At 73.9% G+C, this 13724-nt stretch carries 12 protein-coding genes and 1 pseudogene; 7 read left to right on the top strand and 6 right to left on the bottom strand.

Translation table 11 applies throughout. From position 1 onward, the window contains the following. Positions 1-30: 30 nt before the first annotated feature. A pseudogene (locus ACMA1D_RS20045) lies at positions 31-585 on the top strand (hypothetical protein); the annotation flags it as partial. A 452-nt stretch (positions 586-1037) separates the two neighbouring features. On the opposite strand, the gene ACMA1D_RS20040 reads toward ACMA1D_RS20045, so the two are convergent. The 3 genes from ACMA1D_RS20040 to ACMA1D_RS20030 form a co-directional block, all read right to left on the bottom strand. Beyond that, the gene (locus ACMA1D_RS20040; RefSeq protein WP_414725380.1) at positions 1038-1625 is read right to left on the bottom strand and encodes a cob(I)yrinic acid a,c-diamide adenosyltransferase; all 588 of its coding nucleotides are present in this window, start codon (positions 1623-1625) and stop codon (positions 1038-1040) included. A gap of 21 nt (positions 1626-1646) precedes the next feature. Continuing rightward, positions 1647-2441, bottom strand: a complete 795-nt coding sequence (locus ACMA1D_RS20035) for an ABC transporter permease (RefSeq protein WP_414725379.1) — start codon at positions 2439-2441, stop codon at positions 1647-1649. A 98-nt stretch (positions 2442-2539) separates the two neighbouring features. Continuing rightward, positions 2540-3322, bottom strand: a complete 783-nt coding sequence (locus ACMA1D_RS20030; RefSeq protein ID WP_414725378.1) for an ABC transporter ATP-binding protein — start codon at positions 3320-3322, stop codon at positions 2540-2542. Between the two features lie 80 nt (positions 3323-3402). On the opposite strand from ACMA1D_RS20030, the gene ACMA1D_RS20025 reads away from it, so the two are divergent. The 4 genes from ACMA1D_RS20025 (at position 3403) to ACMA1D_RS20010 (ending at position 9321) form a co-directional block, all read left to right on the top strand. Continuing rightward, on the top strand, positions 3403-4044 hold the full coding sequence (locus ACMA1D_RS20025) for a TetR/AcrR family transcriptional regulator (protein ID WP_414725377.1): 642 nt from the start codon (positions 3403-3405) through the stop codon (positions 4042-4044). A 172-nt stretch (positions 4045-4216) separates the two neighbouring features. Then, positions 4217-5068: a 3-hydroxyacyl-CoA dehydrogenase family protein gene (locus ACMA1D_RS20020; protein WP_414725376.1), complete on the top strand. Its 852-nt coding sequence runs from the start codon at positions 4217-4219 to the stop codon at positions 5066-5068. A gap of 496 nt (positions 5069-5564) precedes the next feature. Continuing rightward, positions 5565-5888, top strand: coding sequence for an STAS domain-containing protein (locus tag ACMA1D_RS20015; RefSeq protein ID WP_349997569.1), 324 nt, complete (start codon positions 5565-5567; stop codon positions 5886-5888). Between the two features lie 367 nt (positions 5889-6255). Further along, positions 6256-9321 carry an ATP-binding protein gene (locus ACMA1D_RS20010; protein WP_414725375.1) on the top strand — a complete coding sequence of 1022 codons (3066 nt, stop codon included), beginning with the start codon at positions 6256-6258 and terminating at the stop codon, positions 9319-9321. A 283-nt stretch (positions 9322-9604) separates the two neighbouring features. Here the strand turns inward: ACMA1D_RS20010 and nucS are convergent, their stop codons facing one another. Continuing rightward, the gene (nucS, locus tag ACMA1D_RS20005; RefSeq protein ID WP_414725374.1) at positions 9605-10267 is read right to left on the bottom strand and encodes an endonuclease NucS; all 663 of its coding nucleotides are present in this window, start codon (positions 10265-10267) and stop codon (positions 9605-9607) included. Between the two features lie 212 nt (positions 10268-10479). On the opposite strand from nucS, the gene ACMA1D_RS20000 reads away from it, so the two are divergent. Beyond that, positions 10480-10872 (top strand): SCO5389 family protein, encoded by a 393-nt coding sequence (locus tag ACMA1D_RS20000; protein ID WP_414725373.1) that lies wholly within the window; start codon positions 10480-10482, stop codon positions 10870-10872. Positions 10873-11037: 165 nt separating this feature from the next. Here the strand turns inward: ACMA1D_RS20000 and ACMA1D_RS19995 are convergent, their stop codons facing one another. Next, entirely contained in the window at positions 11038-12072 is a 1035-nt protein-coding gene (locus tag ACMA1D_RS19995) for an LLM class flavin-dependent oxidoreductase (RefSeq protein ID WP_414725372.1), read from the bottom strand. 212 nt (positions 12073-12284) lie between these two features. Between ACMA1D_RS19995 and ACMA1D_RS19990 the strand changes: the two genes are divergently transcribed. Continuing rightward, positions 12285-12605 (top strand): ATP/GTP-binding protein, encoded by a 321-nt coding sequence (locus ACMA1D_RS19990; RefSeq protein ID WP_414725371.1) that lies wholly within the window; start codon positions 12285-12287, stop codon positions 12603-12605. A 100-nt stretch (positions 12606-12705) separates the two neighbouring features. On the opposite strand, the gene ACMA1D_RS19985 is transcribed toward ACMA1D_RS19990, so the two are convergent. After that, a complete protein-coding gene (locus tag ACMA1D_RS19985) occupies positions 12706-13593 on the bottom strand; it encodes an ABC transporter permease (protein ID WP_414725462.1) in 888 nt (295 codons plus the stop codon). Between the last annotated feature and the right edge of the window lie 131 nt (positions 13594-13724).

Raw genomic sequence — 13724 nt, 5'->3', positions numbered from 1 at the left:
CCGCAAACGATCGAAGTACGGGAGCACGCCGTGATCGTCACGATGATCATCGTCGCCGAGGTCGGCTTCTGGGTGCTGCTGGCCGCCGGCCTCACCCTGCGGTACGGGCTGCGCCGCCCGCGGGCGGGGGCAGCGGTCCTCATGTGCGAGCCGCTGCTCGAACTCGTCCTGCTCGTCACGACCACCGTTGACCTGCGCAACGGCGCCACCGCGAGCACCAAGCACGGGCTGGCCGCGGTGTACATCGGCTACTCCGTCGGCTTCGGCCACTACACGATCGCCTGGGTCGACCGGCACGTCGCGCACCGGTTCGCCGGCGGCCCGAAGCCGGCCAAGCCGCCGAAGTACGGGCGGGCGCGCATCGTGCACGAGTGGCAGATGTGGCTGCGGATGGCGCTGGCCGCCGGGGTCGCCGCCGGGCTGCTGCAACTGGCGATCTGGTACGTCGACGACGCGGACCGCACGGCGGCGCTGCGGGACTGGCAGTCGCCGATGGGCCTGGTGACCGGCATCTGGTTCCTGGTCGCGCTCTCGTACACGATCTGGCCGAAAAAGGACCCTCGCGGGGCGTCCGCCACGCCCGGGCCCCTCGCCGAGCAGCCCTCGCCTCCCCACTCCGCGGACGGCCGCCCGGAGCGCCCGCCGGTCGGGGCGGCCGGCTGGGCGCCACCGATGGCGGGGGAGCGGGCGACGGAGCAGCAGGTGGACCCGGCGTCGGACCGGACCGCGAGCTGGGAGCCGGCAGGCCGTACGACGGAGCGCTGGGGGCAGGACGGGCGGTGAGGCAGGGCGCGGGGCGGGCGGCGGGCCGGGGAGGCCGGTGCCGGCGCGGCCCGGCCCGCGCGAGCAGCCCGCCTTGACGGCCCGCCCGTACGCCCGCCGCGGAGAGCCGGCCCGTACGGCCTGCCGTGAGGGCCAGCCCTTACGCGTACCGCGAGGGCTCGCCCGTACGTCTGCCGCGGAGGCCCGCCCGTACAGCCCGTACGCATGAGAACACCGCCCCGGTCCGCCCGCCCCCGGCCCCGCTCACCGCTCCCTCAGCGCTGGCCGCCCGGGACCCAGAGCACGTCGCCGGTCTCCTTGTTCGCCGTGCGGGCCAGGATGAACAGCAGGTCGGAGAGGCGGTTGAGGTAGGTCGCGGTGAGGACGTTCATGGTGCCGCCGTCCTCGACCGAGCGGTGCTCGGCGAGCGCTGCCCAGGTCGAGCGCTCCGCGCGGCGCACCACCGTGCACGCCTGGTGCAGCAGGGCCGCGCCCGGGGTGCCGCCGGGCAGGATGAAGCTCCGCAACTTGTCCAGGTCGGCCAGGAAGGTGTCGCAGTCGGCCTCCAAGCGGTCGATGTAGGACTGCTCGACCCGCAGCGGCGGGTGCTCGGGGTTCTCCACCACCGGGGTGCACAGATCGGCCCCCACGTCGAAGAGGTCGTTCTGCACCCGGACGAGCACGCGGACCACCTCGTCGGGGAGCGAGCCGAGTGCGATGGCCACGCCGATGGCGGCGTTGGCCTCGTTCGCGTCGGCGTACGCCGCGATGCGGACGTCGGTCTTGGCGGTGCGGCTCATGTCGCCGAGCGCGGTCGTGCCCTTGTCGCCGGTGCGGGTGTAGATGCGCGTCAGATTGACCATGGGGTGAGCGTAACCATCCGGTCAGGAGCCGGCCGAGGTGAACACCCGGGTGCCGATGCCCATGGTCAGCGCCGCGAACCCGAGGCCCACCAGCGTTCCGTACAGCATCTGCGGACTGGCGTAGTCGCCGACGAACGCGGCCCGTACGGCGTCCACCAGGTAGCGGAACGGCATCACGTGCGAGAGCGCGTCGAGCCAGCCGGGCGCCAGTGACATGGGCAGCATCAGCCCCGAAAGCAGCATGGACGGCATGGTCAGCGCGTTGATCGTGGGCCCGAACTCCTGGGGCGTGTTGACCTTGACGGCCAGCGCGTAGGACAGCGAGGCCAGCGACACGGTGAGCACGGCGACGAACGCCAGCCCGATCAGCACCCCGACCACCGGCGCGCGCAACCCCATCGCCAGTGCGGCGCCGATCAGCAGCACGGCCTGGAAGACGAAGAGTGCCGCGTCCCGCAACACCCGCCCCAGCAGCAGCGCCAGCCGGCTGACCGGCGTCACCCGCATCCGCTCCACCACCCCCGACTGCTTGTCGATGAGCACCGCGAAGCCGGTGTACGAGGCGCCGAAGAGCCCGAGTTGCAGCAGCAGCCCCGGCACCAGGACCTGCCAGGAGTCGCCGCGCGAACCGAGCGGCAGATCGGTGAGCAGCGGCCCGAAGAAGAGCAGGTACAGCAGGGGCATCAGGATGCCGAAGAGCATCTGGAACCGGGACTTGAGCGTCTGCCGCGCGTACCGTCCGAAGATCAGCGCGGTGTCGGAGACCAGGGCGGGCAGGGCGGCGGATGGCGCGGCGGCGGGCGCTGCGGCGGACATGCGGGGCTGCTCCTCGGGGTGCGTGCGGGATGCGCGGGGTGGGGCGTACGGGAGGGGCCGTACGGGGCTGTTGCTGCGGATCGGCGCGGGGAGCCGGGTCAGACGGCGGCGGGGGCCGGTTCCTCGGGGGCGATGCCGCGCCCGGTGATGGCCAGGAAGGCGTCCTGGAGCGAGGCGTCGGGCGAGCCCGCGTGGCGCTGCTTGAGCGCGCGCGGGGTGCCGTCGGCCACCACGACGCCGCCGTCCACGACCACCAGCCGGTCGGCGAGCGCGTCGGCCTCGTCCAGGTAGTGCGTGGTGAGGACGACCGTGGTGCCCAGGTCGGTGCGGACCCGGCGGACCAGCTCCCACAGGTCCGTACGGCTGGCCGGGTCGAGGCCGGTCGTCGGCTCGTCGAGGAAGAGCACGACGGGCCGGTGGGTGAGGCCCAGCGCGATGTCGAGCCGCCGCCGCTGGCCGCCGGAGAGGGTGCGCACCGGCCGGTCGAGCAGCTCCACCAGGCCGAGGTCGGTCGCCAACTCGGCCGCCCGGGAGGCGGCTTCGGCCTTCGGCAGCCGGTACAGACGGCCCTGGGTCACCAGCTCTTCGCGCACCGTCAGATGGGGGTCGACGCCGCCGGACTGGGCCACGTACCCGCTGTTGCGCCGCACCCCGGCCGGGTCGCGGAGCAGGTCGCAGCCGGCGACGGTGGCGGCGCCGCCGGTGGGCCGCAGCAGTGTGGTGAGCATCCGCAGCGTGGTGGTCTTGCCGGCGCCGTTGGGGCCGAGGAAGCCGACGATCTCGCCGGGCGCGACGGTCAGGTCGATGCCGCGCACCGCCTCCACCGCGCCGTGCTTGGTGGTGAACGTACGGGTCAGGCCGGCCGTACTGATGATTGCCATGACCCCAGAAAAACAGAGACTCTTAATTTTTGCAATGACTCCAAAATTGGTGGGTGCCCAGCTGCGCGTACGATGGCGGCATGGCAGAAGGGCTCAGGGAGCGGAAGAAGCGGCAGACGCGGCAGCACATCTCGGACGTGGCCACCGGGCTCTTCCTGGAGCGCGGCTTCGACGCGGTGACGATCGCGGAGATCGCCGACGCGGCCGACGTCTCCGTCAACACCGTCTACAACTACTTCCCGGCCAAGGAGGACCTGTTCTTCGACCGCAGCGCCGGCGTGGTGGACCGGCTGCCGCGGTACGTGCGCGGTCGCGCGGCGGGTGAGTCGGCGATGCGCGGCGTGCTGCGCCAGTTCAGGGCCGAGGTGGAGGCCGTCTCGCCCGTCGTCGGCCTGTTCGCCGGGTACGCCGCGTTCATGCGCGTCATCCAGGACGCGCACACCCTCAAGGCGCGGCTGTGGTACCTCCAGCAGGAGGTGAACGAGGCGGTGGTGGCCGTACTGCGCGAAGAGTGCGGGGACGGCCCGGGCGACCTGCTGCCGTTGCTGGTCGGCGGTCAGATCGCCTGGGTGCAGAGCACCCTGATGGCCTTCATCGGTCGCGAGATGATGGCCGGCCGTGAGGCCACCGAGGTCTCCCGCGAAGCGCTGGTCCTGCTCGACGAGATGGAGGACCTGCTCGGCGAGACCGTCCTCAACTACGCGGTGCGGCCCGCCGGGTGACGGCGGTGCGGCGCGCCACGGGCCGTCGCCGGTGTGAGGTCCGTCATGTGAGACGTGACGCGCATCTCTTCCGCTGCCCCCGGGGCCCTGGTGCCCGCTAAGGTCCGCCTCACAGCCGAAAATCCAGTGAAGGGTGGGGGCGCCGCGGCCCCCGGCAGGTAAGGGAGACGCAGTGGCCAAGAAGCTCGCCGTCATCGGGGCCGGACTCATGGGTTCCGGCATCGCTCAGGTCTCGGCCCAGGCGGGCTGGGAGGTCGTGCTGCGCGATGTGACGGACGCCGCCCTGAAGCGGGGCAAGGACGGCATCGAGGCGTCGTACGCGAAGTTCGTCTCCAAGGGCAAGTTGGAGGCCGACGCCGCCGAGCAGGCGCTGGCCCGCATCACCACCACCACCGACCTCGACGCCGCCGCCGACGCGGACATCGTGGTGGAGGCGGTCTTCGAGAAGATCGAGGTCAAGCGGGAGATCTTCGCCACCCTCGACGGCCTGGTCAAGGACGAGACGATCCTCGCGTCCAACACCTCAGCCATCCCGATCACCAAGATCGCGGCGGCCACCTCCCGGCCGGAGCGCGTGGTCGGCACGCACTTCTTCTCGCCGGTGCCGCTGATGGCGCTGTGCGAACTCGTCCGCGGCTACAAGACCAGCGACGAAACCCTCGCCGCCGCCCGCGCGTTCGCCGAGGGCATCGGCAAGACCTGCGTGGTCGTCAACCGCGACGTGGCCGGCTTCGTCACCACCCGGCTGATCTCGGCCCTGGTGGTCGAGGCGGCCAAGCTCTACGAGTCGGGCGTGGCCAGCGCCGAGGACATCGACATCGCCTGCAAGCTCGGCTTCGGCCACGCGATGGGGCCGCTGGCCACCGCCGACCTGACCGGCGTCGACATCCTGCTGCACGCCACCGAGAACATCTACACCGAGTCCCAGGACGAGAAGTTCGCCCCGCCGGAGGTCATGCGCCGCATGGTCGACGCGGGCGACTTCGGCCGCAAGACCGGCCAGGGCTTCTACTCGCACGGCTGAGCCCCCGCGCCTGCCCGGGGGCCGGGCAACTCGGATCGCCTCCGCACGATTCCGAGCCATCCGGGCCGCCCCCGGACCGCTTCCGGACCACCCCGGACCGCCCGCTGACCGCATCTGGCCCCTCCCGCCCGGCTCACCCGTACGGCCCAGCCCCGGCCGCTCCGTACGGCCCGGGCCGGGCGGGTCCACGCCGGCGCCGGACCGGGACGGGTCCCGGGTCCGATCGCCGGTTCAGGTGTCGGACCCGGCCCCGGGGGGAAGTTGGCCCTGCACGCACGGGCGCCACGCACCCCCGGGAGCCGGCGCCCGTACGGGCGGAAACCACCACAGAAGGGCTCGCACCCCATGGGCCCACTCCATGGGGTGAATTCGGTATCGGTTCGCTTACGAGCGGCAACTTTGCCGTATGAGAGGCAGTCAGTTCTGTAGGTATACGACCATTACGACCGACTACGACCACAACGGTGCGGCTCTGTCGCACCATCGGGGAGCGCATATGCACATCAAGGGCGACCACGCCGAGCTGGTCGTCGGGGGTCGACTCGACATCCGTAGCGCGGCGGACGCCCGTACGGCCTTCCACACCGCCGTGGACGGGGGCGGCGGAGATCTCGTACTGGACCTGTCCGGACTCGACGCCTGGGACGCCACCGGGCTCGGCGTCATCATGGGCGCGCACCGCAGGGCCGGCCGGGCCGGCCGCCGACTGGTGCTGCGCGGGGTGCCCCCCCAGATGCAGCGGCTGCTGGTGGCCACTCGGCTGCACCGCATCCTGGCCATCGAGGGCGGCCTGGAAGCCGCCTCCCTGCCCCGGGTCTGAGGACGCCGGGCAGCAGTCGGCGGGCCGCCGCGGGGCCGTCGTACGAAGAAGGGCCCGAGCCGTGGCCGGCCGTCAGCGGCCAGCGCACGGCGGGCCGTCCGCGGCCTCTCCCGCCGTCCCGGCGGCGGAGCAGCCCCGGGTTCAGTGATACTGGGTCTCGGCCGCCGCAAGGTTTGAGGTCCGGAATCCGCCGCTCACCACGGCGGGCGGGCACCGGACCGATCGCGACGGCCGGGGCACCTCGCACGATCCGACCGGCCCCGACCACCACGGCACCGTCGCGGCACGACCGGCCACGACACGGCCACGGCATCGTCGCGGCACTGCCCGCTGAACACACGGCACGCAGCTCTGGGGGGCTTTCACCATGGACCCGACGCACCCGGGACCTGACGAAGACAACCAGCACGCTCCGGGCGCCGCCGGTGGCCCCCGCCGGGCGCCAGGCCGCGGCGCACAGCCAGCGGCCACCGGCCGGCACGACCGCGACCGCACCGGCCGCGCGACGGCCTCTCCCGGCCTGGCGACAGCCTCTCCCGGCCTGGCGGCGGGGGCCGCCGGCCTCGGCGCCGGCTCGGCGGCCGGGCCCGCCAGGACCGCCGAGCTCACCTCGGGCGACTACCTGCTGACCATCAACCCCGTCGACGGCAGCGAGATCGAACAGTGCCCGCCGGGCAGCCCCCGCCACCCGGCCGCGCCCACCCGGCACAGCCCGGACGAACGGGCCGCGCTGCGCCGCGCCCAGGCCGCCGCCCGCTCCACGGTCACCGCGGGCGCCGGCGCCATCGCCACGTACACCGCCCGCGGCGAACTGCCCCTGCTGGAGCGCGAGGAGGAACGGGACCGGCTGGTACGGCTGCTCGGCCGGGGCCGCTCGGTCCGGCTGACGGCGCCCTCGGGGGCCGGGCGCACCGCGCTGCTTGACGCGGTCGCCGACGGGTGTGCCGACTTCGCCCCGGACGGCGTGATCCGCCTCTCCGGCTACCGCAGCACCCCCACCGACCTGCTGCACGCCCTGTGCGCGGCGGTCTACAAGATGCCCGCGCACCGCCCGGACCGGGCACAACTCCTGGAACTCGCACGCGACGTCGGCGCCGTCGTGATCCTGGACGACGTCGAGTTCGACGGCGCGGCCCTCGATGACTTCCTGGACGCCACACCCGAGTGCGCCTTCCTGATATCGGCGACGCCCGAGGTGTCGGCCCCCTCGCCCGGCGCGTACCTGGAAGAGGTCGCGCTCGGCGGCCTCAGCCGCACCGCCTGCATGGAGTTGCTCGGCCGCCTGGTACGCCGCCCGCCCACCGACGAGGAGGCGGCCTGGGCGGCCGACCTGTGGTTCGAGTCGGAGGGGCTGCCGCTGCGGTTCGTCCAGGCCGCGGCGCTGTTGCGGGGCCGCGACCGGGCGGCCGGGGGCACGGCGGAGCCGGCCGATGCGGACCGGCGCGCACCGGCGGTGCAGCCCGCCGATGCGGTGCCGTCTGGAGCGGTGCCGTCTGGCGCCGTGCCCTTCGACGCGGCGCCGTCCGACGGGGTGCCGGGTGACTCCCCCGTGGCCCAGGGGCCCACGGCCGACGATGCGCCGGGGCAGCGGGCGGGCGCGGCCAGCGGACCGGACGCCGAAGCGGCCGGGGCACCGGCCGCCGCCGGGCCCGCCGCACCGACCACCGGCACGGGACCCGCCAGCACGGGACCCACGGGAGCCGGGCCCGCCGCGCCGGCTGCCCTCACCCTCACCGACGGTGTCGCCCCGGCCGCCCTGCTGGCCGGCCTGATCAGCCCCGCCGCCCGGGAGGCGCTCCAGTTCGCGCTGGCGCTCGGCGGGGAGTGCCCGCACCCGGCGCACCTGCCCGCACTCATCGGCGACGCGCAGGCCGACGCCGCCGTCGCCGAACTGCTCGACTGCGGCCTGGTCACCCAGGCCGGCGACCACTACCGGCTGGGCACCGGCGTCGCCGCGCAACTCACCGCGGCCGGCCTGGCGCAGGACCCGGCGACCCGCGCGCTGACCGCTGCCCAGCACTACGCGTGGTGGGCCGGCCACCCCTCGGTGGCGGCGGCCCGCGCCGTGGAGGAAGCGGACGCGATGCTCGGCGCGCTGGCGGCCCTGGTCACCGCCCGCGGTACGCACACCGCGCCGGCCGCCGGAGCCGCCGGTGCGTCGGGAGCGGCTGGTGCGTCGAGTGCGACTCATGCGTCGAGTGCCTCCGGTGCTGCCTCCGGCGCCGCCGACACTGGCGGGCAGCGGGTCGGGCAGCTCAGCGCGGCGGTGCTGCTGGCCAGGACGGCGGCCCCGGCGTTCGCCGCCGGGCTGCACTGGAGCGCGTGGGAACGCTGTCTGCGGCACGGTCAGGAAGCGGCCAGACTCGCCGGCGAGGTAGCCGAAGAGGCGTATTTCCACCACGAGTTGGGCGTCCTCGCGCTCTGCACCGACCAGGTGGACCGGGCCCGCGCCGAACTTGAGGCGTCCATCTCGCTGCGCGGCGTACTGGCCGACCGGCGCGGCGCCGTCGCAGGACGCAGGGCGCTGGCCCTGGTGGTGGACCGTACGGGCATCTCGGCGCCGGGCGGCCTGGACACGCTCGGCGCGCTCACCGGCGGCGTGGAGCCTGCCACCGAGCCGCAGGCCGGGGGGCCCGCGGGCGCCCCGGGTGCCGACGACCCGACCGCGGAACTGCCGCCGACCGCGGACGACGACACGCTCCAGGGCGTCGCGCTCGGCGCGGCTGCTGCCGCCCACGGCGCGACGGGCGCCGACAAGGCCGGTGCGGGGGCCGGGAAGGGCGCGGCCGGTGCGGGCGCGGTCTCCGGCGGGTGGCGGGCCTCGGTGCGCCGGCTGCCGCTGGTGGTCAAGGCCCGGCGGAACCTGGCGGCTGCGGGCGCGGGCGCGCTGCTCGTCGCGGTGCTCGGGGCCGTCGTCACACTGGGCGCGACCTCGGGCGACGAGGGCGAACCGGACCGGGTCGCGCCCCGGAAGACCATCCTGCGCCAGGAGGAGCCGGCGCCGGACGGCGAAGAGACCGGCGAGGAGCCGAGCCGGAACGCCCCGGGCGACACCGGCCGGCCGGGCGGCGGCACCACGCCCGGCGCCCCGGACGCCCCGCGCCCGTCCTCGTCCACCGGCGCGAGCGACAGCCCCGACGAGACCCCGTCGACCAGCGGCACGCCGACCACGGACGCCCCCACGGACACCGGCAGCCCCACCGACCCGGACCCGGAGCCGACCGCCCCGACGACCAGGCCGAGCGATCCGCCGCCGACCCGGCCCACCGATCCGCCGACCAAGCCGACCGACCCGCCCACCAAGCCGACCGATCCCCCGACGGAGCCCACCGACCCGCCGACGGAGCCGACCGACCCGCCGACCACGGCCCCGACCACGGACGCCCCGCCGCAGTCGCCGAGCCAGCTCACCAAGGACCCGACCCCGCGCTGAACGACCGCGCCGCCGGCCGGTCCCTCGTACGGAGGGCCGGCCGGCGGCGCGGGCAGAACGTGAGGCGGAATGCCGGAACCGCCGGGCCGGGACCCGAGGCGGCGGGTCGGCAGGACCCGCGACGAGAACGGCCGGAGCCGGCTACGGCGGGATTCGGCTACGGCGAGGACCCGCTGCGGCGGGAGCCGGGGCGTGGCGGGAGCCGGCGAGCGCGCGACCCGCAACGGCGGGAACCCGCTACGGCGCGGCCCCGGCTGAAACAGCCAGAAACAGCCAGCAACAGCTAGAACAGTCGGAGCTTGTCGTCCTCGATGCCGCGCAGGGCGTCGTAGTCGAGGACCACGCACGACATGCCGCGGTCGGTGGCGAGCACCCGGGCCTGCGGCTTGATCTCCTGGGCCGCGAAGACGCCCTTGACCGGGGCCAGGTGCGGGTCGCGGTTGAGCAGTTCCAGATAGCGGGTCAACTGCTCGACGCCGTCGATCTCGCCCCGGCGCTTGATCTCCACCGCGACGGTGCCGCCGTCGGCGTCCCGGCACAGGATGTCCACCGGGCCGATGGCGGTGGGGTATTCGCGCCGAATCAGCGTGTAGCCGTCGCCCAGCGTTTCGATCCGGTCGGCCAGCAGCTCCTGGAGGTGCGCCTCCACGCCGTCCTTGATCAGACCCGGGTCGACGCCCAGTTCGTGCGAGGAGTCGTGCAGCACCTCCTCCATGGTGATGATGAGCTTCTCGCCCGCCTTGTTCACCACGGTCCACACCTGGTCCTCGCCCTCCTTGAGGGTGCAGGGCGGAGACATCCAGTTGAGGGGTTTGTAGGCCCGGTCGTCCGCATGGATCGAGACGCTGCCGTCGGCCTTCACCAGGATCAGCCGGGGCGCGGAGGGGAGGTGGGCGGTGAGCCGGCCCGCGTAGTCAACGGAGCAGCGGGCAATGACGAGACGCATGGTCGGCAACGCTACTCGACGCCGACCCGTGCACGCGATTCGCCCGCCGCCGGCCCGTTCGGCGTTGGCCGGTAGTGAGTGCAACGTCCTGGTGTCGGCACGGTGGCCCGAATTACCGTTGAAGCAGCGGGTTGCCGCCCGAGTACGCTGCGTCGCGGCCCCCCGGCCCCCATCCGCAGGACCCCGGCCCCGGGGTCACGAGAGGAGAACCCATGTCGCTCGACGTCTCACCGGCCCTGCTCGAACAGGCCGAGCGAGGCGAGGTCGACGAAGCAGAATTCGTCGACTGCGTCCGGACCTCCCTGCCGTACGCGTGGGAGATGGTCAGCTCTCTGGTGGCCCGGCTCAAGGTGGACGGCGGTGACTTCGCGGACAACCAGGTCCCGCCGCCGGACGAGCAGGCGCGCGGGCAACTGCTGCGCGCGCTGGCCAGCGACGCGATACGCGGCTCGCTGGAGCGGCACTTCGGCGTCCGCCTGGCCTTCCAGAACTGCCACCGGGTAGCGGTCTTCCCGCTCGACCCCGCGGCCGACGACCGGTTCGCCCGCTTCACCTCCATCCGTGGGCAACTGCTCAACCAGTCACCGGAACTGCGTGACTGCTGATGTGCCCGAGCTGCCGCTCCGTACGCCACGCACACTGAACGCCACGGGGCGGCAGCCCCTTCCGCACGGGCCGCCCCGTGCGCCCCGCAGGACGGCCCTCAGCCCTCCCAGCGGCCGGGCCGGACGCTGTGCCCCGCGCCGCCGGCGCGGGGCACGCGCGGGCCGTCACCGACAGCGCGGCAACACTTCCTCACCCAGCCGCCGGACGTTCTCCTCAGTGCTGGTCAGCTCGCCCGAACCCTCCACCAGGAACGCGAACCGGTCGATGCCGGTGCGCTCCGCGCTGGCCGCCAGCAGGTCGGCGCAGAGCTCGGGCGGCCCCACCGGGTGCAGGGCGCACAGTTGCTCCGCATAGGCCCGCGGGTCGCGCATCGCGCGCTGCCGCCCGTCGACCGTCACGTACGCGTCGAGGCCCTGCCGCAGCCAGCCCGGCATCGCCTTGAGCAGCGTCTGGGTCGCGTCCGCGCGGCTGTCGGCGATCTGGAGCACCCCCATCGAGACGTGGTCGGCGCCGGCGACCGCATCGGGGGAGTGGCCGGCGGCGAGCGCCGTACGCCGCCACAGGGCGACCATCTCCGCCTTCTCCTCGTCCCCGCAGTGCATGCCGAGCAGCATGGGCAGTCCCCGTTCGGCAGCCAGCCGTACGCCGCGCGGCGACACGCAGGCCACGACGATCGGCGGACCGTCGGCAGCCACCCCGTCGAAGAACTCGTCACCCCGCGGTACGACCGGCACCTCCCGGAAGGCGTACTGTTCTCCGTCCGCGCCGACCGCCGGCTCCCGCAACCAGCGCAGCAGCAGGTCGAGCGATTCCGGAAACCCCTCCTCGTACGCCCGCAGCCCGGTGCCGAAGACCTCCAGGTCCACCCAGGGCCCGCCGCGCCCCACGCCCAGCGTGAACCGGCCGCCGGTGGTGAGGTGCAACAGTGCCGCCTGCTCGCCCAGGGCGACGGGGTGGGTCGTGGACAGTACGCTCACCGCCGTACCGACGCCGATGCGGTGGGTGCGACCGAGTACCAGTGCGGCGAGGGTGGTGGCGGACGGACAGACGCCGTACGGAATGAAGTGGTGTTCGGCCAACCAGACCGCATCGAGCCCGGACTCCTCGGCGACCTCCGCGGTCCTGATGGCCCTGCGGAGTGCTTCCCGCTGGCCCTGGCCCGGGAACTGCCCTGCCAGGACGAATGCTCCAACGCGCATCGTTCTCTGCCTCCTCTTGCAGTGTTCCGACCGACGCGGCCCTCCCGGGAGGCATTAACGCCTGTCACGTGCCAAAGGCACGGCCTGGCAAGAAGTTTTCATGATGATCGGGAGATGTTGCGGAGCGTGCTGCTCCGGGGGGTCCCGGACCGTGACGACAGCCCGTACTCTGGTAACGGTCCGTAGTCTCAGTCGAACCCACGAGGTGTCCCGTGTCTCCTCGCCGAAACCGCCCGCCGCGAGGCGGCGAGCAGCCAGCAGAGCGTTCCACGTCGGGCTCCTCCGCCCTGGAGCGCACGGAGAGTTGGCAGGGGGAGGAGTGGCTGGTGCGCCCGGTCGCGGGCGCCGCCGCCGGCAAGTACTACCGCTGCCCCGGGTGCGACCAGGAGATCCCGCCGGGCGTCGGCCATCTGGTGGCCTGGCAGCAGTACGCGGGCGTGGACGACCGCAGGCACTGGCACCGCGCCTGCTGGAACGCGCGAGACCGCCGGAGCGCACGGCTCCAGCGGTCTCGTAACGCGCCACGCTACTGACGGGCACGCGCGCGGGGGCGGGCCCCGGCGGCTCGTGGCGGCCGGTGGGCGCGCGCCGGTGGGCGTGCGCCCCGCGGTGGGTCGGGCGTTCCGCGGTGGGTCAGACGTCCCGCCGCTCCAGCAGCGTGAAGGCGCCGGCCAGCGCAGCACCGGAGACGATCACGATGATCAGCAGCGGGTCCCAGCCGGAGGGGCCCGAGTCGGTGACGGTGTTGCTGAACATCACGCCGAGCTGGCTCGGGATCGAGTACTCGAAGAGCTTCTCGCGCAGCGTCTCCAGCGCCTCACCGCGCATGAACAGGGCCAGCACCAGCGGCAGCAGCACCACACCGATCATGATCGTGATGGCGCCCGCCGAGTGCCGCAGCATCGAGCCGACGCACAGCGCGAGCAGCCCGAGCAGCGCCACGTAGAGGCTGACCCCGACCGTCGCCTTGAACCACTCCGAGCCACCGGTGGCGCCCGCGCCCTTGGAGCTGCTGAGCAGGGAATCGTTGATCAGGCCGACCACGGCGGTCGAGGCGAGCGTCACCACGAAGGTGAGCCCGAAGAACACGGTGGCCTTCGCCGCCAGCACCCGCCCGCGGCTCGGGCAGGCGGTCAGCGTCGTACGGATCATGCCGGTGCTGTACTCGGCCGAGACCACCAGCACCCCCAGTGTGATCACGCACAGCACGCCGAGCAGCATCCCGAAGAAGCCGAAGGCCAGCGGAGACTCGCCGTCCAGGTCGGTGTCGCCGCTGGCCAGCCCCGTCGCGGTGAGCAGCCCGATGCCGACCACCAGACCCACCATGATGGCCAGCGTCCACACCGTGGAGCGGACCGACTTGATCTTCGTCCACTCGGAGGCCAGCGCGTGGCTGAACCGGGTGGGCTGGATCGGGATGGGCGAGGTGTAGCCGCCGGGCGCGAAGCCGGCCGGGGCGTACGCCTGGGCGGGCGCGGCCGGCGCCTGCGGCTGGCCGACGCCGTACCCGGGCGCCGACACGACGGGCTGGCCGTGCGGCGCGCCTACCGGAGCCCCCACTGGGGCGCCGACGGGCTGCGGCTGCGGGGCCGCGGCGACGGCGGCCTGGGCGGCCGGTCCGGCGGGGGCTGCGGGTGCGGCCGGTGCGGCGG

It is taken from the genome of Streptomyces sp. 796.1, from assembly GCF_047525675.1.
Lineage (GTDB): Bacteria > Actinomycetota > Actinomycetes > Streptomycetales > Streptomycetaceae > Streptomyces.
Note: the sequence above shows the minus strand (reverse complement) of the source record. Positions and strands in the feature narration are given on the sequence as shown.

Excerpts from the sequence above, each read along its gene's own strand:
- ACMA1D_RS20040 (WP_414725380.1), bottom strand. The coding sequence starts at position 1,625 with ATGGTCAATCTGACGCGCATCTACACCCGCACCGGCGACAAGGGCACG.
- ACMA1D_RS20035 (WP_414725379.1), bottom strand. The coding sequence starts at position 2,441 with ATGTCCGCCGCAGCGCCCGCCGCCGCGCCATCCGCCGCCCTGCCCGCC.
- ACMA1D_RS20030 (WP_414725378.1), bottom strand. The coding sequence starts at position 3,322 with ATGGCAATCATCAGTACGGCCGGCCTGACCCGTACGTTCACCACCAAG.
- ACMA1D_RS20025 (WP_414725377.1), top strand. The coding sequence starts at position 3,403 with ATGGCAGAAGGGCTCAGGGAGCGGAAGAAGCGGCAGACGCGGCAGCAC.
- ACMA1D_RS20015 (WP_349997569.1), top strand. The coding sequence starts at position 5,565 with ATGCACATCAAGGGCGACCACGCCGAGCTGGTCGTCGGGGGTCGACTC.
- ACMA1D_RS20010 (WP_414725375.1), top strand. The coding sequence starts at position 6,256 with ATGGACCCGACGCACCCGGGACCTGACGAAGACAACCAGCACGCTCCG.
- nucS (WP_414725374.1), bottom strand. The coding sequence starts at position 10,267 with ATGCGTCTCGTCATTGCCCGCTGCTCCGTTGACTACGCGGGCCGGCTC.
- ACMA1D_RS20000 (WP_414725373.1), top strand. The coding sequence starts at position 10,480 with ATGTCGCTCGACGTCTCACCGGCCCTGCTCGAACAGGCCGAGCGAGGC.
- ACMA1D_RS19995 (WP_414725372.1), bottom strand. The coding sequence starts at position 12,072 with ATGCGCGTTGGAGCATTCGTCCTGGCAGGGCAGTTCCCGGGCCAGGGC.